Annotated in this window: 11 protein-coding genes and 2 pseudogenes; 4 read left to right on the top strand and 9 right to left on the bottom strand. The window is 38.3% G+C overall.

Going from position 1 to position 21,219, the window contains the following annotated elements; translation table 11 throughout:
* Positions 1-99: 99 nt before the first annotated feature.
* Complete coding sequence (locus tag ACPF9A_RS17390; protein ID WP_423998870.1) at positions 100-681, top strand: tRNA-(ms[2]io[6]A)-hydroxylase; 582 nt, start codon at positions 100-102, stop codon at positions 679-681.
* Between the two features lie 136 nt (positions 682-817).
* Here the strand turns inward: ACPF9A_RS17390 and ACPF9A_RS17395 are convergent, their stop codons facing one another.
* The 4 genes and pseudogenes from ACPF9A_RS17395 to ACPF9A_RS17410 form a co-directional block, all read right to left on the bottom strand.
* On the bottom strand, positions 818-1,180 hold the full coding sequence (locus ACPF9A_RS17395; RefSeq protein WP_423998872.1) for a helix-turn-helix domain-containing protein: 363 nt from the start codon (positions 1,178-1,180) through the stop codon (positions 818-820).
* 4 nt (positions 1,181-1,184) lie between these two features.
* Positions 1,185-1,481 (bottom strand): type II toxin-antitoxin system HigB family toxin, encoded by a 297-nt coding sequence (locus ACPF9A_RS17400; RefSeq protein ID WP_423998874.1) that lies wholly within the window; start codon positions 1,479-1,481, stop codon positions 1,185-1,187.
* Between the two features lie 282 nt (positions 1,482-1,763).
* Positions 1,764-5,951 carry a reprolysin-like metallopeptidase gene (locus ACPF9A_RS17405; RefSeq protein ID WP_423998876.1) on the bottom strand — a complete coding sequence of 1,396 codons (4,188 nt, stop codon included), beginning with the start codon at positions 5,949-5,951 and terminating at the stop codon, positions 1,764-1,766.
* 163 nt (positions 5,952-6,114) lie between these two features.
* A pseudogene (locus ACPF9A_RS17410) lies at positions 6,115-6,327 on the bottom strand (integrase core domain-containing protein); the annotation flags it as partial.
* 59 nt (positions 6,328-6,386) lie between these two features.
* Between ACPF9A_RS17410 and ACPF9A_RS17415 the strand changes: the two are divergent.
* The 3 genes and pseudogenes from ACPF9A_RS17415 to ACPF9A_RS17425 form a co-directional block, all read left to right on the top strand.
* Positions 6,387-6,775: pseudogene (locus tag ACPF9A_RS17415) on the top strand (transposase); the annotation flags it as partial.
* A 481-nt stretch (positions 6,776-7,256) separates the two neighbouring features.
* A complete protein-coding gene (locus ACPF9A_RS17420; RefSeq protein ID WP_423998878.1) occupies positions 7,257-7,988 on the top strand; it encodes a DUF6088 family protein in 732 nt (243 codons plus the stop codon).
* Complete coding sequence (locus ACPF9A_RS17425) at positions 7,985-8,977, top strand: nucleotidyl transferase AbiEii/AbiGii toxin family protein (protein WP_423998879.1); 993 nt, start codon at positions 7,985-7,987, stop codon at positions 8,975-8,977. The genes ACPF9A_RS17420 and ACPF9A_RS17425 overlap by 4 nt, the downstream gene beginning before the upstream one ends.
* On the opposite strand, the gene ACPF9A_RS17430 is transcribed toward ACPF9A_RS17425, so the two are convergent.
* The 5 genes from ACPF9A_RS17430 to ACPF9A_RS17450 form a co-directional block, all read right to left on the bottom strand.
* A complete protein-coding gene (locus ACPF9A_RS17430) occupies positions 8,966-9,949 on the bottom strand; it encodes a type II toxin-antitoxin system HipA family toxin (RefSeq protein WP_423998881.1) in 984 nt (327 codons plus the stop codon). The two genes, ACPF9A_RS17425 and ACPF9A_RS17430, sit on opposite strands and share 12 nt — an antisense overlap.
* A complete protein-coding gene (locus tag ACPF9A_RS17435; RefSeq protein WP_423998883.1) occupies positions 9,949-10,275 on the bottom strand; it encodes a HipA N-terminal domain-containing protein in 327 nt (108 codons plus the stop codon). The genes ACPF9A_RS17430 and ACPF9A_RS17435 overlap by 1 nt, the downstream gene beginning before the upstream one ends.
* Positions 10,272-10,490: a helix-turn-helix domain-containing protein gene (locus ACPF9A_RS17440; protein WP_423998885.1), complete on the bottom strand. Its 219-nt coding sequence runs from the start codon at positions 10,488-10,490 to the stop codon at positions 10,272-10,274. Before ACPF9A_RS17440 ends, ACPF9A_RS17435 begins: the two co-directional genes overlap by 4 nt.
* A gap of 625 nt (positions 10,491-11,115) precedes the next feature.
* Entirely contained in the window at positions 11,116-13,974 is a 2,859-nt protein-coding gene (locus tag ACPF9A_RS17445; RefSeq protein ID WP_423998887.1) for a discoidin domain-containing protein, read from the bottom strand.
* A 187-nt stretch (positions 13,975-14,161) separates the two neighbouring features.
* A complete protein-coding gene (locus tag ACPF9A_RS17450) occupies positions 14,162-20,485 on the bottom strand; it encodes a discoidin domain-containing protein (RefSeq protein WP_423998889.1) in 6,324 nt (2,107 codons plus the stop codon).
* Positions 20,486-21,219 lie beyond the last annotated feature (734 nt).

The raw sequence follows: 21,219 nt of genomic DNA on the forward strand, positions 1-21,219 counted from the left end.
AATAAAGATTAAGCTATAATTTATGATTTCTGAAATATATAGGATGTTGATGGTTGCATATTCTTCGTTGACACCTATTTTTACCAAAAGAAATAGCCCATGCTTCATTTAAAATTAGCAACTGACCCGCGTTGGGTTAATATTGTAGAAAAGAATATAGAAGAGATATTAACGGATCATGCATGGTGCGAACAAAAGGCAGCTACTAATGCGATTACGATTATTACACTTAATTCTGAGTATCCTGACTTAGTGACAGAATTACTTCTGTTGGCCCAAGAAGAATTGGTGCATTTTCAAATGGTTCATGATATTATTAAAAAGCGCGGTTATACACTTGGTCGAGAACGTAAGGATAGTTATGTAAACGAGCTTTATAAATTTATGAACAAAGGTGGTAGTAGATTACAGTCTATGGTAGATCGACTATTGTTTTCTGCTATGATAGAAGCAAGAAGCTGCGAACGATTTAAACTACTTTCAGAAGAAATTCAAGATCCAGAATTATCTAAGTTTTATCGAGATTTAATGATAAGCGAAGCAGGTCATTATACGACTTTCATTGGCTTTGCTCGTAAATATGGTCAAGATGTTGATGTTGATAAACGCTGGCAAGAGCTAGTAGAGTTTGAAGCGGAAGTGATTCAAAATTACGGTAAAGATGAAACCATGCATGGTTGATTTCTCTTTTCCTTGTGTTACTTCCCGATACAGTATTTTCTTTTCCCCATAAACATTGGGGTAGGGGCGTTAGAGGTGGAAAATAGGTGAAACCTTTTAGTTTCTTTTAGTAGGTTTTTGTTATCCATGTCTTTATTTACTGCAAAATAATATCGCTATCGATATTCAATTTTTGATGCAATGCTTTGGCAACATTCAAAGTTATTTCCCTCTTTCCGTTCAAATAATCGCTGATTCTTGAAGCACTTGTATCTAGTAGTGCAGCTAAATCTTTTCGTTTTAGACCCATCTCGAACATACGTAGTTCAATCATTTCTTGTAAGGTCGGTAAACCGATAGGAAAATGTATTTCTTCATATTGTTCGATAATATTAGTAATCTCTAGAAACTCTTTTGCTAACGGGTCATCCGTTGTTGTATTATCATCCACCACATCTATCAACTCTTCTAAACGAAGATTCGCTTTTACGTATGCTGCGTGTGTTATTAATTTTCCCATAATCCTATAACTTATCTATATTCTTTATTTTGTCATAATCCCGGTGATTGCCCACCCATCGTATTAATACTTTCTTAAACTTAAATCGTACTATGGCAACAACACGGTAATGATTTCCTTTGACATTAAAAACAAACCTACCATTTCCAACGCTGTCAGCTGAATTGAATGTGTTCTTTAAATCGGCAAAACTATCCCATTCAGCCTTATTTGCTTTTTTATACCAATCCTGTAAGGCCACTTTAGCATTGGTTTCTTTCGAAAAATACTCTCTTAGCTTTTTAAATGATATTACGTGCACTTAATGAATGGTATTAATTAGAGCGTAAAGATATACTAAAAATTACATAATATGTAATTTTATTTCATTAAATGAAATCAAGAAGTTATTTACTCAATTGTAGTTTGCAAAAGCTCTAATCCTTTTTCCTTGGAAAGGACGGACATATTATACCACCCCCGCCGGATTAAAGTGAGCATAGCAATATTTATTGCAAACCCTTTTTTAGCGTGGTCTGAAACGCTTTTTTTAAGTGGCTCAAAAAAATCCGGTTCTAGTGGTTCACTTTGACCGTTTTTTGCATTATCTCTTTATTACCCTAGAAATTGTTGTTTTAAATTCACTCTTTACATATATAAAATATACGCCAGATTGTAAATAGTCTAAATCTACTTTCATTTCAGCACCGCCTTCATTATATGATTTACTACTTATAAGTTGGCCTGAATAATCATAAATTTCCAATTGAAAATTTGCTATAGGAGAGCCAAAGAGTATTGTAGTCTCAGAATCAAAAGGATTCGGGTAAATCATTAACTCAGTTGAGACATAGAATGTTTTTTCGAAACTAACTTGACAACTGTTATTGGTAGACACTTTCAAGAGGTTCACTCCCTCGTTAAGGTCCAAGGTCATTTCTGAATCTGTCGTTTGTATTTCTACATCATTTAATGTGATGAAATATTGTGCTGCTCCGGAAAGCGAAATTGCTAATTCATTTCCAGAGGCGTTCTGCGCTGCGCTGACTAAAAGGTTGTCAAGTTCGGTAATGACGGTATCAAAACAATATTCACTATAAGTATTTGTTGCATCAACAGCACTAAAGCACAAGGTATAATTACCTGCGCTAAGGTTGTCAAAGGTATATGCACCTGTAAAGTTCTCCGTTTGATTTAAGTTTTCGCCTGTTACCGTTACCGTATAATTTAATATTACGGTGGAGTTTATTTCTACAGCACCGTCAACAGTATCTGAACAGCTCCTATTCTGAACGTTAATAATGAAATTATCAGCAGTGAGCGCAATAATTTCACATCCATTTTCATTAACTTCAACACCTTCGGCAGTTCCTAGGCACAAATCGTCACCATCATCATAGACACCATCGTTGTCAGCATCTGGTCTTGTTTCGACACAGGTATTTGTATTACCATCGACTATAACCGAAGTACAAAAGGTATTATAGGTATTGCTACCGTTTGAAGCATCGATACAGATGTCATAAACACCAGTAGTCAATTCTAATTTTGTAAAAGTAGTAGTGCTGGCTGAATCATTTTGAAATGGTTCACCGTTAATAGTCACGTCATAATCCATAGTCAAATTAGCAATAAGAACTAATTCTCCATCAGCTCCTGTTTCGCAAGATTCCGCTAAAGTGGTTATTTGAAAATCTGCATCGGTAAAGTCTAAATACTCACATCCATTTTCATTGACAGTTGTATCTCTTGGGGTGTCTAAGCATAGATCTGTGGTGTCATCAAATACACCATCGTTATCTAGGTCAGGTCTTACTTTATCTTCATTACAATATTGAATGGCGAAAGCGGTTAAATTACCCCCATCACCATCATATGCATCATATATTTCCAGTAACCATTCTCCTCGCACGGATTCACCTTCAAAATTAACTAAAGCTTCAATGGGTTTAAACGTACCATTTGTAGCCGCGACGTCATCACAAGAAAATTCTAAATCACTTTCATCGTCGATAATTAAGCTTATGTTAATTGGGTCTGCACACAAAATAGCAAATAGCGATTTTCGGGTACCAGATGGTGAGGTAAGCCAAATGGATAAATCTCCTAAGTATCTGTGGTCAAAGGCTAACATAATATTTAAATCGTTAATTATAATATCATCTGTGATAAAAATACTAGAAGTAATAGTAGGTGTGCCCGAAGAAGAAATTACCTTTGGTAAATCTTCAGCATCTTTAATTTCGCAAATTAAGGGAGCTGTTGTAAACTTAAATCCAGTATTAAAAACACCCGAAATACAATTATTTTTTGGCTTTACTCTCCAATAATATGCAGTGTTCTGAGCTAGTGATGTAGGTGTGTAAGTATTAAAAAAAGTTGTTGCCGATTCAATAATATTTAAAAAACCCTGGTCTGTTGCTATTTCAATATCAAAAGAACTAAATGCGGTATTTGCTTCCCATTCTAAATTTGAAGTAGTACTAAAGTTTTCACGATTGTTTACTGGGGTTAAAACGATAATTTCTTCAATTTCATCACTGATTACATTTAAACTTAGCACTACCGATTTTGAAATTGTATCTGATATAGCTACAACGCTTATATCATGCTGAGAGGCATCAAAGTTTTCAGTATTGGTAAGAGTCATACTTATTGGTGTATTAGAAGAACTTGCTGAATTTGAAGAAAAAATAGCATTAACACCTGCTGGAAGTCCCTCAGCACTGAACATAACAGTTTCATTAAAACCTAAATAAGTTTCATAGTTAAAATCTACTTGGAAGTCAACACCTTGGCATATTTCATGCTCCAAAGCTTCAAATTTTAGTACGATTTCTGAATTATTTATCGTAAAATCTGCGGCATTTACAGCAAAGAATATATTGTTTGTGGCTCGTAATATGATCCTGGCATTTTCAGTGTCAACACCAGGGGCAATTATCTGGTGATTACCATCATTAAGTACATTACTAGCTAATGTAATTGGAAAGGTACTACCGCCATCTATTGACAGCATAATGTCTACATACTCTGCAAAGATTGGTGCACTGTTTGTATTGGCTACATTCCAGTTTATAGTCATTGTTTCTCCAGCATTATAGATTTCATTAGTAGCTTGTGAATTCACAATAAAAGGACCCGATGATCCAATAACGCTCAGTCTAACGTAATTTGAAACTACTTGTCCACCGTTTATCGCATTATCTCTTACAGACAAAGCAAAATTTAGTTCTCTTTCTACATTGGAGACTGTTTCCCAAGCTGAATTAACCATCGGATTTGTTTGTATTAAATCCCCCTGAAGCACACTTTGCATGTTTGGAAAATATCGTTTTGCTTCTAAAGAAGGGGGTAGTGATCTAAAGTTGGCTCCATTTGTATTTGTAGGGCCAAAATTTGCTTGTGTAATATAGCCATCATCAATTTGTTCCCAAGTATAGGTTAGTATATCATCACTATCTGCATCTATAGCCGATCCTTCTAATAGAAAAGCTGTGCCAATAGGGATGTTAAAATTACCTGGCACTGTTAAAATTGGGGTATTATTACCGGTAATAATATCTGATCCACAACTAAAGAACTCTAAATAATATTTCATTTGTTCAATACTGGTAAAGTGAAAATAATCACTATTACCTGAAACTACGTTATCGCCGCCTGCGATACCACCATATGCCATAATAGTACTACCACTTCCTGGTTCTACTTGAGCACCACTTCCATTGTAGGAAAAGGAAAACGTATGGTCGGCGCCAAATTGATGTCCCATTTCATGAGCAACAATTAAGGCGTAGGCATCTCCGGCAGGAATAGGTCTGGAGCTGTATGCCTTACCTTTGTGTGCATTTCTACATGTTGCACCGAGCCAAGCAGTACCGTCTTCTGAACCTGCATGAAAAGTATGACCAATGTCAAAATTTGCACTACCAATTTCTGCTATCATAGTATCATGGCCATCTTCTAAAAATTCAGAATCAGAATGGTTGGTATAAGGGTCTGTACTGGCATTAGTATAAATTACTTTGTCGGTATTAGCTACAAGCTCAAAGGTTATTCCCATATCTCTATGAAAAATGGCATTTACTCTTGTAATGGTTGCGGTAATAGCTGCAAGAGCGTCTGAAACGGTTCCTCCATGGTAGGTAGTATATTCTCCAGTAGCACTCACGGCTAACCTGTAGGTGGTTAAGGTTCCATTACTAATAGTTTTTGAGCTAAGGCTAGCTGCATAATTTGCGGTTTGATTTAAAAATTGCTCTTTCTCTTTTACGACGCCACAAATTAAATCGGTATCCAATGTATTGGCGTCATCTTGCCTATCGTACAATACATAGGACGAAGCTTTTGTTTTTTCAATATACCATCTGTTTTTACTCGTAGCAGTGGTAAACATGGCATCAACACCTTTAGGGCTCACGCTAAAATGAACCTTCGCACCTTTATATTTTAAGTTTGTACCTATATAAGATTTGATTTCTGGGTATTTTAAGGCTAAATCTTTTGACAGAACTGGGGCTTCCACTACTGAATAGGGTATAGCACTGCCTTTTGCATTTGGAAAATAAACAATATTGGGTTGGCTTACAGAAGAAATTGTTCTCAAAACTTCTTTAAAACTATTTTCATCTAGAGAAAATAAGGTTCCTTTGTTTACTTCCAGTTGTGCAAAGGCTATTTGCCTTGCCGAAGTGGAAGAAACTTTTTTTTTCCAATAATTATTTTGAGCGTTAGCGCTGAAAAAAGTTAAAATGAAAGATAAAAAAATAAAGTAGTGTAATTTTTTTGCCATAAGAATCACTAAATAGTCAAGACAAAACGCAAGTAATTAAATAAATATTGCTGAATACGGTCAATTGTTTTGTTTATTCGATGAACTGTATTTAGGAGTCTATTTTTCAGTTCTGTCTCTCTTGTAGATTTGCAACAAAAAGGTAAACAATTAATTGCGAGATTTAAGCCGCTACCTTTTGGTTATACATTTCTGTTTCAAATTCGTTAATTGTTTTATACCCTAAAAAAGAGTGTATTCTTCTTTTAGTATACCACGTTTCAATCCAAGAAAAGATTGATAATTCGGCTTGTAATCTATACAGGTATTTGTGCTTATAAACCCATTCCACTTTTAAGCTTTTAAAGAAAGATTCTGCTACGGCATTATCCCAACATGGAGTGTCTACCTTTGGTGTGACGATTTTTTTACGCTCATAAATTATATATTTGAATTATGGCAAAAAAGTATGACAACGATTTTAAGCTAATGCTAGTAGCGCTATTACAATCTGGTCTGAAAGCAAAACAGCTAAGCGAACAGTATGGTGTTCATGATAGTATTATAAGACGCTGCAAGCGAGAATATGAAGCTAAATCTAGGGACTTCTCTAAGAAAAGAGAACCATCTAAAGAGGAACAAGAACTTAAAGCTTTGCGTAAAGAATTACGAGGGGTAACGATGGAACGTGACATCTTAAAAAAGGCAGTAAGCATATTTTAGTTCATTGTTTTCTATTTTCATTTAAGGTATTCATGAATGCTTTGCATTTCCAAGAGCGACCAATAAAGTATCAATTCATTTTATCAAATGAAGCTAACTATACGGTTAAGAAGATGTGTAAGTGTGGAAAGGACGGACATATTATACCACCCCCGCCGGATTAAAGTGAGCATAGCAATATTTATTGCAAACCCTTTTTTAGCGTGGTCTGAAACGCTTTTTTAAGTGGCTCAAAAAAATCCGGTTCTAGTGGTTCACTTTGACCGTTTTTTGCAGTTTATGCTTTTATGTGTGGTTTTGAGGAGGTTGGAAAGCCCAGAGGTTTTTCAACTTCCGCAGGAACATAGGCTTGTATAGCAGAAAGGTTCTTCCTTATTTCAATTGTTCTCTCAAGGCTTAATTATAAGAATTTGCGGGACTATTGAATCTTTTATTGAGTATGGTAGAAGGTGAAGGTTAGGGATTGTTACTTGCAGATAAATCTTCTGCAAGTAACAATCCCTAATGATATGGTACAAATAAAGTTATTATATTTTATAAAAATGTCCAGTTTATTAGTTAAAAAACTGGACATTTTTAATATATTTGTAGAAATATTTTTCAATGAAAACCTCTGAATATATTGAAGATAAGATTAATAAACTCCCAAAGGGGTATGTGTTCACCTATATAGATTTTATGAATGAGGTGAGCAGGAGGGAAGCTGTCATTAAACACCTGAATAGAATGGCTGGTTCAGGTAGAATCAATAAGCTATCCAAGGGTAAATACTTTAAACCTCAAGAAACCGTATTTGGTTCTTTGTTACCAGACCAACGTCAAATTGTAAAAGACCTACTCGAAGAAAACGGAAAACTTGTTGGTTATATAACTGGGTATAGCCTTTATAATTCATTAGGTCTTACCACTCAAGTGAGTAGCGTAATACAAATTGGTAAACGGGAAATAAGACCATCATTTAAAAGAGGTCGTTTTAGAATTACATTCATCAAACAGAAGAATACGATTAATAAAGACAATATTCCCTTATTACGATTGCTAGATGCTATACGCTATATCAAGAAAATACCAGATACTACGATTGATAAAAGTTGTATTCGACTTATGGTCTTATTACGTGAGTTGAAATCTGATAAACAAAAACAACTCATAAAACTAGCTTTCAAATATTCACCTGCAACTAGGGCATTGTTGGGTGCATTATTAAGAGAGATTGGTTGTAAAGAAGAAGCTGAAATAAGAGACCTTCAAGATACTTTAAACCCCATAACGGTTTATAATCTTACTATTTCTGAAGATGTATTGTCAAATGCTAAATACTGGAATATAAAATGAAGCTGCACGAAAATCAAGAACTTTTTGAACAGGCCGTAAGAGCTACTGCGGAACGTATGGGTATTTTGGATATTTATATAGAAAAAGATTATTGGGTGTGCTATGCCTTAAAACTCATTTATGAAAGCGAAATCAAACATGAGGCTATATTTAAAGGAGGTACGGCATTATCAAAGTGCTATAAATATATCGACCGTTTTTCTGAGGATATTGATTTAGTGGTCTTGAGAAGAGAAGAAGAAACAGGAAATCAATTAAAAAACAAGCTTAAAAAAATAACCAAAGCAATTACAGCACCATTTGTCGAAGTAGCTATGGAAGGTATTACCAATAAAATGGGCATGATTCGAAAGATAGTCTATAACTACCCAAAAACTTTTAAAGGAGATTATGGACAGGTACGAGATGTCATTATCATAGAAGCAACATGGCTAGGCTACTTTGAGCCATATTCTAATAAAGTACTGAATACCTATATCTATAATATGATGGTTGCCACTAATCAAACAGCCTTTGCGGAAGAGTATAACCTATTGCCCTTTGAAGCTCTTGTATTAGATTCTATAAGAACACTTTGCGAAAAGATAATGAGTTTGGTAAGGTTCTCACATACTGAGACTCCAATAGTAGACTTGAAGGCTAAAATCAGGCATGTGTATGATATTCACCAACTATTGAAAGATGAAACGGTTAAGGCGTTCTTCAATTCGGATGATTTCGATATCATGTTATTGAAAGTAGCCGCTGATGACGTACAAAGCTTTAAGAACAATAATGATTGGTTAAGGCATCACCCAAAAGAGGCTTTGATTTTCAAAAGCCCAGAAGAAATTTGGAATCAACTAAAAGGCACTTACCAAGGTGGTTTTAAGAGCTTGGTTTATGGAGAGTTACCCGAAGAAGAGAAGGTTTTGGATTCGATTTTGGAAGTTACCCAACGATTAGGAACAATAAAATGGGAAATAATGCCACAATCTTTAGGGTCGTAAAAGTTTTTTCAGTCTAGTTTGATATGCCTGAGCATAGCTCCGTTTTGCTTTTTCATCAAGGTATGAAAGTTCAATTAAGGCTAGGACTTTGTCTTTATTGGAAGTAATCGTTTTAAACACCTTAGCACTTTGATTTTCAGAAATACCCCCCAGTTCAGCTAGCTTGAAAAACTGCTCTGTAACTTTTCCTTTTGTCTGATCTGGAGGTAAAAGCCCATCTTCTAAGGCAAAGTCCTTATCGGCTATATGAATTCGACTGTTCAATATATCGTAAGCTGGACTCAATTTAAAATCGCCTAAAGCCGTTTCTATTAATGAGAAATTTTTAAAATGTGCATCGCCATTGGAAATTAAATAATTGAAAAGTAGCAGCTTGAATAGTTTAATTGCCTCTATTTGATAAGCAGGTACATGTTTCTTCAACAGTTCAAATAGTTCTAGATAACTACCCATGTACTTGAAATCTGTACCATGAGTTTGGGGAGTTCTACCGGCTAGTGAAGCAAAATCTTCTATGGCCCATTTAGAGCCGTCATCTTGAACATCAAAACGTTTGGTAATATATGCAGGGTCTCCGTTTTTAAAGAATACCAAACCGTTCTCTGCAGTTTCGATTCCGAATATTTGGCGCGCTATCTGCATGCTCAAATGTTCGTTGGCTGGCATTTGCTCTGTTCTCTTCCCTACATTGGGTATGGGTTTTAGAATATACTGCCCTTGTTCTCCTTCTAATATTAGGCGCAATTTGTTCTTCTCTAGTAATACGGAGAACTTCTCTTGTACTCCTGAAATAGATAATCTCTTTTTATTTTCCTTGAAGAGCTCCTCTGTAACGGCGTTGGTAGCAGGCGATTCATAGGGTAGGGTAGGGCTTACCTTTCTACCATTAAATAGGCGATTCAGAGCAGTTTTGCTAAATGTGGATACCCCTTCCTTTAAGGTGCCGGGGCAATTGTTTATTGTTGTGCTCATTACTGTTCTATTTCTTTAACCTGAATAGCTCCAATCGTATCATATTTAGCTGTTGTCAATAACAAACCGAAATGGTCTTTAGGGTCTATTCGCAATTCAAAACAAATATTCTGTTTATTAGACCCTTCAGGTAACATGTTGTAAAAAAAGGGAAACAGATATTCTGATTCGTACTCCTGTTGACTCTTCGGTAGTGTAAGACTGATTGATGGCATATCTGTCGATTTGAACCATTGGTCATGGTAACGAAAGATAAAACTGCCATTATCTAGTTGCATTAACAAACCTGCAGCTACTTTTTTATAGAAAACTTCTGCCTGTCTCATTCGCTAGTGGCTGTTTTTATAATTTTAAAAGTAAGCTCCATACCCAAGGCACTCCCTAGTTTATTTAAGGTTTCTGCAGTAGGGTTACCTTTACCGCTTTCAAATTGTTTAAGAGTACGCAGGCCAACGCCAGAAAGGTCTGCTAACATTTCTTGGGTAACCTGAAGCATTTCTCTACGTTCTTTTATACTCTGTATTAGGCTTTTAAAGTGCATTATATGGCTCTTTTGACGGTAAAAATAGGTATTTATTATCAATAAACACACAAAAAGTGCATTTTAATGCACTAATTGATGATTTTGTGTAGGATGTTAGTTTGAAAATGCAGAATAGTGCCTTATAGTGCACTATATACTCTTTACAAAAAGCGGATTTTGTAAAGGGTTAGACTTTTTTAAAGCATATTTCAGGGAGTCCAAGAGTAATCCTAAAACTATTGTAAAGGGTATAATGTAAAGAGTTCTGAAAATGAAAGAATCAAGAAGTCTTGAATTAGAAATTCTAGCAGGCAAAGGAAAATAAACCTAGTTGAAAGAGTTTTTAGGAACTGATTATTATCAACTCGAAATTAATATTGCTTTTGGAAATGTGCTTGCTTATTCTCAAAATGAAACGGCTGATTATTTGAATAGGTGCTGCCAAATATTTACGGCCAAGCTGACCTAATGATAGACTCACAACTTTTTGGTTTCAATATAAGATTCATGAGTAACATCAATCTCGTCAAATCGAAAAGGTTGTATTTAAGTTTTAAACACACATCCTAGTTGCTTTTGGCAGGTTAGCTTACCCTAATTAAAAACATTTGGTTGAATCGATAAAGATAAAACCACATTACTTCTAATTCTTAAGCATTGTAATAGTACTTATTTGACCAGTAGACCTATTAAATATTCGGAGAACGTAAACACCAGTGTTCAGGTCGGCTACATTTATAATCGATTCAAGCCTACCGTTAAAACTAACCTCTAGTTCCTTAGCCAATATTCCAGTACTTGTATATATTTGAACGTATACGTTTTCTTGAATTGTAATATCGGAACTTAAGTACAAAAATTCGTCAACTGGATTTGGGTACATACTTATCAAAGGTCCAGCTATATTATCTGCACTAAGGGAAACAGCTGTTATTGCCATACCATAAACTTGTACTTCAGCCAGTGATAAAATTTTATTGGTGCCTTCATGATAAATCATAACATAACGACCCGTTATCGATAGGTTGGTCAGTTTTTGTTCTATGCCCGCCGTTAAAGTAGCCGCCAAGTTATAATCATTGGGATTGGAGCTGTCTGTATTGCCCACAAACACTTTTGCCCCCAGAAGACGTTCTGGGCAACTGACTGCATTGGCACAAATCGAATCTATTCTATTAAAAATGTTTATGGCGCTTACAGTATAGGTGTTTCCTAAATCTACTCGCCACCATGGGTTTGTAGTACCGTTACCTCCATTAGCACCAGTATGAGATATTGAAGCTTCGGACCAAATACTACTTGTATTGCCATCAACTGCACGATCAGCACTTCCGTTATGACTTGTAGAAGACTGTAGTACCGGCTTTTGAAACGCTAGATTATCGACTGGGGTAACTTCTAGTGTTTGATAAAGCTTAACTGATGACACCTTATCATTAAAATTCGATTGTATAAAATTACTGTTATCACTATCTAGAATAAGTACCTCACCTTCAAAGTTAATTTCTGAATACAGTTCAAGCGTATAACCATCTGTAACCAGCGCAGAACTGATTGAGTTTAAAGAAATTCCTTGCATAGAAATATTTGGGTATTCGCCAACATTAAGGTTGTAGGCTATGCCTGCATAAGTAATATGTTGATACAATGTTGCTATGGAATTTTCCGTAGTTTTCCCTTCAAAAACCTGTACTTCTGCTAATGACAAGATTTTATCACTGCCTTCTAGATATATCATTATGTAACGTGCAACTGTATTTCCTCCGTTAAGGTTCTGTTCTATAGTACTATTGAGCGTGGCAATTTCTTTGTAATCCGATGGGTTGCTACTGTTGAAAGTGCCCACGAAGAGCTTAGCACCTTCAAGACGATTGTTGCATCCGCTACCGACAGTATTCCAACAATTTTCATCGGTACGATTAAAAATATTGATAGCTCCGATAGGGTACTCTGCTCCCAAGTCTACGCGCCACCATGGGTTAGCAGAACCTTTTGCTTTCGTATGACTAACCGAACCGTTAACCCATTTTCCATCAGTAGTACCATCAACAGCTAGTAATGCTTGACCACCATTAGAATAATTAGAGGACTGTGAAGTTGGTTTTAGGTATGCTATATTTTCAATGGAATTATCACTTTCTTTAAAAGTCATTTCAACACTATCTATTAAAGGTGAGATCCCGTCTACTAAAGTATTGTCAATGCTAAACTCAAATTGGAATCCGTATCCTTCCGGTAAATTAGACATATTGATGGTTGCAGGAGCAACATCTACCACTCTTGCATAGCCAGCTTTATGGTCGTAGGTTTCTTTAATAGTTTGCCAATCTGTCCAAGTATCAGCAAGGCCATCTCCATCTTCATCAACACCTGCTCTTGCAGTTACACCGTCTACCCATGGGCCAGGACTAACATAATCTATGTTTTGTTGTGTAACCAAGTAAAATTGTCCTTCTGCAAAAGCTATTGTAGGATCAGGGTGCCCTGAACCCGTACTTCCAACAAGTTCAAATTCCTTGTCCCAAGAATCACTCGTAAAACGAGCGGTCTTCATATTCTCGCCTATAGGGTCATAATCCCCAAAGATATAGTATTGTGAACCTACTTTAATAGTGGTAAAATCTCCATATGCATTTTGTGCTGGTTCATGAATATTATAAGTCAATGTTCCCATTTGTGGATGGTCATAGGTTCCGGTATCTCCTGTAGGTGTTGTTCGCTGATCAATTACCGCGGGATGCTCACCGTAGACGAAGCCAGTAAGACCATCCTCGCTGCTAACGTGCCCGGCTAAAGGTGAATCCCAAGCGTGTGTTCTTGCATTTATAGGAGACCAATCTTCATAAATAATATGAAATAACCCATCTGCATCATCTCTAAAAACACTACAATCAGAACCTGGCGTTGGGTCGTCAAAAGCGACTCCCATTTCTACTCCGATGATACCATCCGTTAAGTCTTCATCTATAACTAGGGTTGGTTTATCGTCATTGGTAGCATCGTAATAGATGTAGAATTTGCCATCTTTATATTCAGCAGTTGTTGCCCATTTTCCAGTTCTATCACCGGTGCCAGTAACCGGTCCCTTAAGATTCCAATTAATCATATCACTACTTTGCCAAGCTTGATATCCACTGGTAGTGCTCAATCGCGCCAGAAGGTAATATTCACCCTTCTGAACTGATATCAAGATAGGGGCATCCTGCGCTTCTCTTGGGCCAATATTAGATACTGGTATCCAGTTATCCCATACTGTAGATTGTTTAAAGGTTACATCATTTGCTTTTATGGGTTGCTCAAAGCTATAAAGCTTACTTCTGAAACTGTAGTTATCTGCATCATTAATAGGTTTTGCTAAACCATTTACAATGTCTAAATTATTAGTTTTGTCGGTATAGGTATTCCAACTTGTTTGATTATTTATTTGCCAGTTAGGAATGCTTGTTTGGCCTAAACAACAAAAGCTTTGTAGTAAGATTATAGAAAATAAAAATGTTTTCATTTTAATATATTTTAATCGTGTTTAACAACCAGATTATGACCTTCAGTAGTACCGTCAACTAAATCTAATAGTATCATATATAAACCACTTTCTAAATGATTGGCACAAATACTAAAAGTATTGTTTTGAATTAATTGATAGTTAATTTGATGCGTTTTAATTACTCACCTTAAAAACTCAGTTTTTTTTAATTTTTAAGCATTCTAACTGCGTTTATCTGTCCAGTGCTTGGATTCGTAATCATTACAGTATAGATTGATGTATTTAACTGATCTACGTATATAGATGCTTGAACACCACCGTTAAAATTAATTCTTTCCTCTAGGACCAGAACGCCTGTAGTTGAAATTATTTGAACGAATACCTCTCCTTGAATAGGAGTTTCCGAATTCAAATAGATGAAATCATTTACTGGATTCGGGTATATACTAATCTCCGAGGAGCCTATCAAATAGGCTTGTGCGTTTACCGCTGATATGCCATTAGCCGGACAAAGTTTCACAAAATCCAATAGGTTTGAAGAGTCCATATCGTCATCAGAAGCACCCGATGGCGTAATGGTCAACTGGATTTCCGTAACTCCTGCTGGCACCACATATTGCCCTGTATGCCTTACCCATTCCGTATCCACTGAAGAAACCGTTGCAAGGACCGTTTGGTCATCTGCCGGCCCTGCCGATATACTTATTACATCTACACCATTACGACCGCGATGTGACAACTCCCAATCCAATATCTGCCCTGGTTCTACCTGTACGGTCTGATTGTGATGATTGCCATCCATTTCTGCAAAAACTCGCCCGTCCGGAGCATCAAATCCTAAAAATCCACTTTGTCCCAATTCTAGTGTACCTCCAGTGGAAGTCACTCCATTATCGGGATTGAATATTCCGCCCGTAGTGAACCAACCCGGGAAATCAGTATCAGTATGTCTATCGACAAATTTTACACCACTGTTTGTACTGCCAATAGACTGAATTAAATCATAGGACGAGTCATAAGAGGAATTGCTCGTATTCTCAAAACTTCCATTTACCAAAAGGCTGTAAGCTCCTGAGGCACACTGACAGTCATCTGTTGGATTATTACCATTGGCAAATACTTTTACCGATTCGGTGTCATCATCAAAACCAAGCGCTACTAGATCCTGGGTGTCCGCTGTCAATATAAAAGGAGTTCCCCCAAAATTCAAATCTGGATAAAGCTCTAGGGTATATCCTGAGCTCACCTGTGCTGAGGTAACATCGTTCAACGCGATACCTTCTAAAGAAATATCAGCATATTCTCCAACTGATATGCCAGCTGAAGTACCTGCATAATTTCTATTTTTGAATAGCGTTGCGACAACCGGTCCGACTGGAACTTCCGCTTGAATAACTTTTACCGATTCGGTGTCATCATCAAAACCAAGCGCTACTAGATCAGGGGTGTCCGCTGTTAATATAAAAGGAGTTCCCCCAAAATTCAAATCTGGGTAAAGCTCTAGGGTATATCCTGAGCTCACCCGTGCTGAGGTAACATCGTTCAACGCGATACCTTCCAAAGAAATATCAGCATATTCTCCAACTGATATGCCAGCTGAAGTACCTGCATAATTTCTATTTTTGAATAGCGTTGCGACAACCGGTCCGACTGGAACTTCCGCTTGAATAACTTTTACCGATTCGGTGTCATCATCAAAACCAAGCGCTACTAGATCAGGGGTGTCCGCTGTTAATATAAAAGGAGTTCCCCCAAAATTCAAATCTGGGTAAAGCTCTAGGGTATATCCTGAGCTCACCCGTGCTGAGGTAACATCGTTCAACGCGATACCTTCCAAAGAAATATCAGCATATTCTCCAACTGATATGCCAGCTGAAGTACCTGCATAATTTCTATTTTTGAATAGCGTTGCGACAACCGGTCCGACTGGAACTTCCGCTTGAATAACTTTTACCGATTCGGTGTCATCATCAAAACCAAGCGCTACTAGATCAGGGGTGTCCGCTGTTAATATAAAAGGAGTTCCCCCAAAATTCAAATCTGGGTAAAGCTCTAGGGTATATCCTGAGCTCACCCGTGCTGAGGTAACATCGTTCAACGCGATACCTTCCAAAGAAATATCAGCATATTCTCCAACTGATATGCCAGCTGAAGTACTTTCATAATTTCTATTTTTGAATAGGGTTGCGACAACCGGTCCGACTGGAACTTCCGCTTTCCCTTCAAAAACCTGTACTTCTGCTAATGATAAGATTTTATCATTGCCTTCTAGATATATCATTATGTAACGGGCAACTGTATTTCCTCCGTTAAGGTTCTGTTCTATGGAAGCATTAAGCGTTGCGATCTCAGTATAGTCAGAGGGGTTGCTACTAGCAACATTACCCACAAAAACCTTTGCGCCTTCTAATCGATTTGGACATCCTCCGAGTACGCCATTACAGCCTGAATTTAAATCGGTACGGTTAAAAATATTGATTGCCCCGATTGGATATTCCGCTCCCAAGTCTACGCGCCACCAAGGATTGTTCGACAATTGTGTATGCGATACAGAGCCATCATTGTATATACCATTGGTATTGCCATCTACAGCCCGTGAAGCTAAACCACCCCAACCCGTTGAGGATTGTAACGCAGGCTGTAAGTAAGCTAAGTTGTCACCTAAGGGAGCTTCCGCTTCCTCACCAAAAACCTGTACTTCTGCTAGGGAAAGTATTTTATTGGTTCCTTCATTGTAGACCATTACGTAACGTCCGACAACATTATTAATGGTAAGATTCTGTTCGGCAGTTTCGCCAAGGGATGCTACTTGTATATAGTCCGATGGGTCACTGCTTGGCTCGTTCCCTATTAAAACCAAAGCGCCTGACAATCTTTCTGAGCAACAATTGGTCCTATTAAAAACATTAATTTGATTTATGGCAAAGGTGTTACCCAAATCTACACGCCACCAAGGGTTCGTAGTCCCATTTCCACCCGCACCAGTAGTATGCGTAATAGAACCCTCGGACCATTCCCCGCTCGTATTGCCATCTACTGCCCTCGAAGCCAAACCATTATTGCTTGTAGAAGACTGTACGGCAGGTTGTTGGTATGCTAAGTTGTCAACTACGGGTGTTTCTACAATTTCTCCTTCAAAAACCTGTACCTCTGCTAGAGATAATGCCTTGTTAGCACCTTCCAAATAGACCATCACGTAACGGGCCGTAAGGTTATTCGCGTTGAGGTTCTGTTGGGTGTTGGCACTGAGCGCGGCAACTTGGGTATAATCGGAAGGGTCGTTACTATCAACCGTACCTACATATACTTTAGCACCCTCCAGACGGTCTGGGCAACCACCTATGACACCGTCACATACTGAAGTAGGGTCTGTACGATTGAAGATATTGATGTCTCCAATGGGATATGCTGCTCCCAAATCTACCCGCCACCAGGGGTTGGTCGAAAATGCGGTATGCGTTACGGAGCCGTCATAATACGCACCATTAGTAATTCCGTCGACCGCTCGTGAGGCATCACCGCCATAATCGGTTGAAGATTGCGTTGCTACTTTCTGATACGCTAGATTATCATTTTCAGGAGTAGGCGTTATACTACCTGATGATATGTTGATTCCAATGTTAAACTGGTAACTTCTTCCTAAATCCGTGACTATATTATTTCCCTGTGGGGCAAAGCCCATTACCAAATGTGGATCTGAGTTATTATTGGCCCTGTAGGATTGCCAAACAACATCTGTCTCCCCTGTTGTGATTGCCGGGATAAGACTACTTCCGGGAACCGACCCCGAACCATCTGGATAGGCATCCATAAAACCGGGAACTATGCTCTCGCCGGGCTGCAGTACTACGGCATCGTTGGAATGATCACTAAAATTAAAGGTATTGGTACCCGTTGTGTATTCCGATGCAGTTCTTGTTTCCCCAATCGCGATTACCGTAAAATCATTCTCGCCGTTCACTTTTGCAACAAAAGGGGTAACCGGGTTACCTACCCTTCTGGCGTAAAAGTTAAATTCTTCCAAGCAAACACTGACAGTTTCGCCTGTATTGTTGGTATAAGCGTCCGTTTTGTTGACATTGATGTGTGGACTGTGCGCGTCGATAAAATTACCTTCGGTCAAATTGGTATTGCCCAATAGGGTAGTGTTATCCTCAACACAGTTGCCGTTCAGGCTATTGATCCAAGCTTCTATCAACTGCATGGCCTCTGTATCCACCCTACTCTTTGCTAGAGGAGGCATCATTTCTTCAATTTCGGCCGTGTTCGCCCTGTGGTAAACGAGCGATTTGGAGATATCTCCCGGAGCAATGGCTACGCCGCCCTCGATACCGAGATTCTCGATTATCTCTCCGTTCACCAGATTTTGGTCTTGAAAAGGGGTGCTCAAGCGCATATCAAAACTGGCTCTTGTATTTCCCGGTAAGTGGCAATACGCACAATTGGAATCAAAGTAAGAGCGCGCCCTAACTTCTAAGGAGGCGTTATTGTCCTCAATCGGTACGGAAGTCAATACATTATCCGTATCAACTGTTGGTATGAAACCAAGTGCGGCCAATGTCTCCAATTGGTTGGCCGTTCTGCCTGTTGATGGGTAATAGATATCCTTGTTCAGCTGTCTTGTATTAAAACCAAGAACGGAACCTGCCGCGCCATTATGACATTGCACACAGGTGTTTGCCGCTGGGTATTCATAAGAAACGGTCTCCCCGTCTAGGGTAACGTTATCGAAGCCACCCTCTAATAATAAATCTGCCTCTAGACCATCGTCGCGCCATTTGTAGGTGCTACCGAACCATTCGCCATCCTCACCTTGCGTCCATAATCTGGTTTCCAGCTTTTTTCCACTGGTATCCTCAAAATGTTTAATGAAGGTAGTACCTATCGGAAAGGTCCAATCGCCCTCTTCGCTATACCCAATCATTTCATCGTTCGAATTCACATTACCATCCTGTGGTAAGGCAACCCAACGGTATTTATCGGTACCAGAAGACCATAAGGGCGAGTTTACCTCGTAAGGTATGATACCGGGTGCCACGGTAAGGTTTGACATGTTCGTGAAAACACCCGTTTCTGATAGTAATGCTGGGAGTTGTTCTGATTCGCTGCCGTTTCCGTCCGTTTGAACAAGTTTGAATATTTGCCCTTTACCACTGGTTCCGTTACTTGATAATTTGAGAATCATGAGTTCCTCTTCATGAGTATAGCCAAACGAACTTATTCCGTTAAAAACACTACCACCTACATTGCCCAGATCTTGAAGGTCGCCTGCGGAATTACCACCGAAATGCGTTAGAGACCAAACCGCTCCGTTACCATTATCACCAAAAATATATTTTCCTTGTAGTGAAGGGATGTCGTTACCACGATACACATAACCGCCAATTACCGCTCTACCTTCTCCACGACCATAGTCAAGAACAGGTTCTCGTTCCTCTCCGTAGAAAGGAGTCGGTTTATCCCTGAAACCATCTTGGAAACCTTCCTTGTAATTCCATTGAAAATTAAGCCCGGGTTTATCCATTATGTCCACTTCCTCCACTTGCCCGCCACCAACATCACCGATCCAAATATTCCCGGTAGGTGCATCCAATGTCATCCTAAAGGGCTGACGAAGACCAATAGCGTAGAATTCTTCTAAAAATTCGCCTGTACCCGTAACCCATGGGTTGTCATTAGGGATGTAATAGCCTTGGGTATAGGAAGGTTCTGCATCTGCGGGAACATTATCATTGTTTGGCTGGCGCTCTATGGGGTGACTAACGCTGCCCCCTTGTTGATCCACATCCAAACGCCAAACGCCGCTTCTAAAACGATCATTCAGTTTTTGCGTATGAGCCGTTGCTGCGCCATTTTGAGTGCCCTCGTCCCCAACGGAGACATATAAAAATCCGTCGTTACCAAATAATAGACCACTACCGTCATGTCCTGCAGCGGTATCGTATTGGTTAATCATAATCAACTCGCTATCTGGGTCAAAGCTAGATCCCGTCCAAGTAAAGCGGGAAAGACGATCGTAGTATTTTGAACCTGATCCAGTGGCATTATCATTAAACGGATTATGTACATAGTAGATGTAGATATAGTCCTTACCTGACCCTGAACCAAATTGTGGATGAAAAGCGAAATTTTGAATACCACCATGCTTATTATTGTTACTAGTACCCCATCCGTAGTACCAAGCACGGTCCTGAATATCCATGACCAGGGTTTTCTGGGCCTCCGTGGCATTGTCGTTATCTGGAATAGTGAAGAAACGGCCATCCATCTCAGCAACTAAAAGCCTATCTGTGCCTGGAAATGGAAGTAGTACTTGAGGAGATATCCATTCAATGTCGGTATGTACCTCCATCAATTCAATTTCACCGGAAGGTGCGACAGTGGGTAAATTTCCGTTTACAAATGGATCAATAGCTGATATTGTGTCTAAGCCTGGCTGGAACAACATAGCTACTTTAAAGCTTAAGAATGCGAAGGGCAATAGTACAAGAAGCCAAAACTTCTTTTGATTTGTGGAAGGTGTTGTCATACTATTTAGTTGTAATTTTATTTTATAATCATACAGTTTTGCAAACGTTGACCAGACTTTTTAAAAGTTGAAAATTTTGAATTCACATTCATGATTTTCAACAACACGGTCCATGGTAAAAAGTTAATTAAAACCTAATTTTTTGCTAAGATGATTTAATTGCGTACACTCCATGCAATTTCATCGATGAAGTGCATAAAAAGGCGATGTTTTTTAATTTGTTAATACTTGAAAAATTATTTCAGTAATCTGATTTAAATTAATTATTACATTTGATAGCTAAAAAATTTTACTTTAAGCACGAAATAATGTTGTTTAAAAAATTAGACTTTTTTATTTCAAATAATCAGGAAGTCGATTTAAGTTCGCCTTAAAAAATAACAAAACCACAATCGAGTAATAGACGGCCGTGAGCCGTAAAGCCCACGGTCTGCCTCTAAAACCACCCTACATACGGGTCTCGTATACGGCCGTTCGTTATATCAGAACTTTACAACGAGGTAGTACGCTAGCATACTGGAAAGGACGGACATAGTGGTTCTTCCTCATATTTGGGGAAACATCAACCAGTTTGAGATAATATTACCTTTTTAGGCAATAGGTTAAAGCTAGACCTGCCATACATTTGTCTTGTTATACTCTTTATTCGGTTTACATGACCCTTGACAGTCCTAATTACTCCAAGGCATGTTAATTCCGTTTTTAACGGCTTTGATATCTCTTATTAAATCATT

This window comes from Maribacter sp. IgM3_T14_3 (genome assembly GCF_049603095.1).
In the GTDB taxonomy this organism is placed as follows: Bacteria; Bacteroidota; Bacteroidia; order Flavobacteriales; family Flavobacteriaceae; genus Maribacter.

Coding starts and splice junctions, on each gene's coding strand:
- ACPF9A_RS17450 (WP_423998889.1), bottom strand. CDS start 20,485: ATGACAACACCTTCCACAAATCAAAAGAAGTTTTGGCTTCTTGTACTA.
- ACPF9A_RS17430 (WP_423998881.1), bottom strand. CDS start 9,949: ATGAGCACAACAATAAACAATTGCCCCGGCACCTTAAAGGAAGGGGTA.
- ACPF9A_RS17440 (WP_423998885.1), bottom strand. CDS start 10,490: ATGCACTTTAAAAGCCTAATACAGAGTATAAAAGAACGTAGAGAAATG.
- ACPF9A_RS17445 (WP_423998887.1), bottom strand. CDS start 13,974: ATGAAAACATTTTTATTTTCTATAATCTTACTACAAAGCTTTTGTTGT.
- ACPF9A_RS17405 (WP_423998876.1), bottom strand. CDS start 5,951: ATGGCAAAAAAATTACACTACTTTATTTTTTTATCTTTCATTTTAACT.
- ACPF9A_RS17390 (WP_423998870.1), top strand. CDS start 100: ATGCTTCATTTAAAATTAGCAACTGACCCGCGTTGGGTTAATATTGTA.
- ACPF9A_RS17435 (WP_423998883.1), bottom strand. CDS start 10,275: ATGAGACAGGCAGAAGTTTTCTATAAAAAAGTAGCTGCAGGTTTGTTA.
- ACPF9A_RS17420 (WP_423998878.1), top strand. CDS start 7,257: ATGAAAACCTCTGAATATATTGAAGATAAGATTAATAAACTCCCAAAG.
- ACPF9A_RS17425 (WP_423998879.1), top strand. CDS start 7,985: ATGAAGCTGCACGAAAATCAAGAACTTTTTGAACAGGCCGTAAGAGCT.
- ACPF9A_RS17395 (WP_423998872.1), bottom strand. CDS start 1,180: ATGGGAAAATTAATAACACACGCAGCATACGTAAAAGCGAATCTTCGT.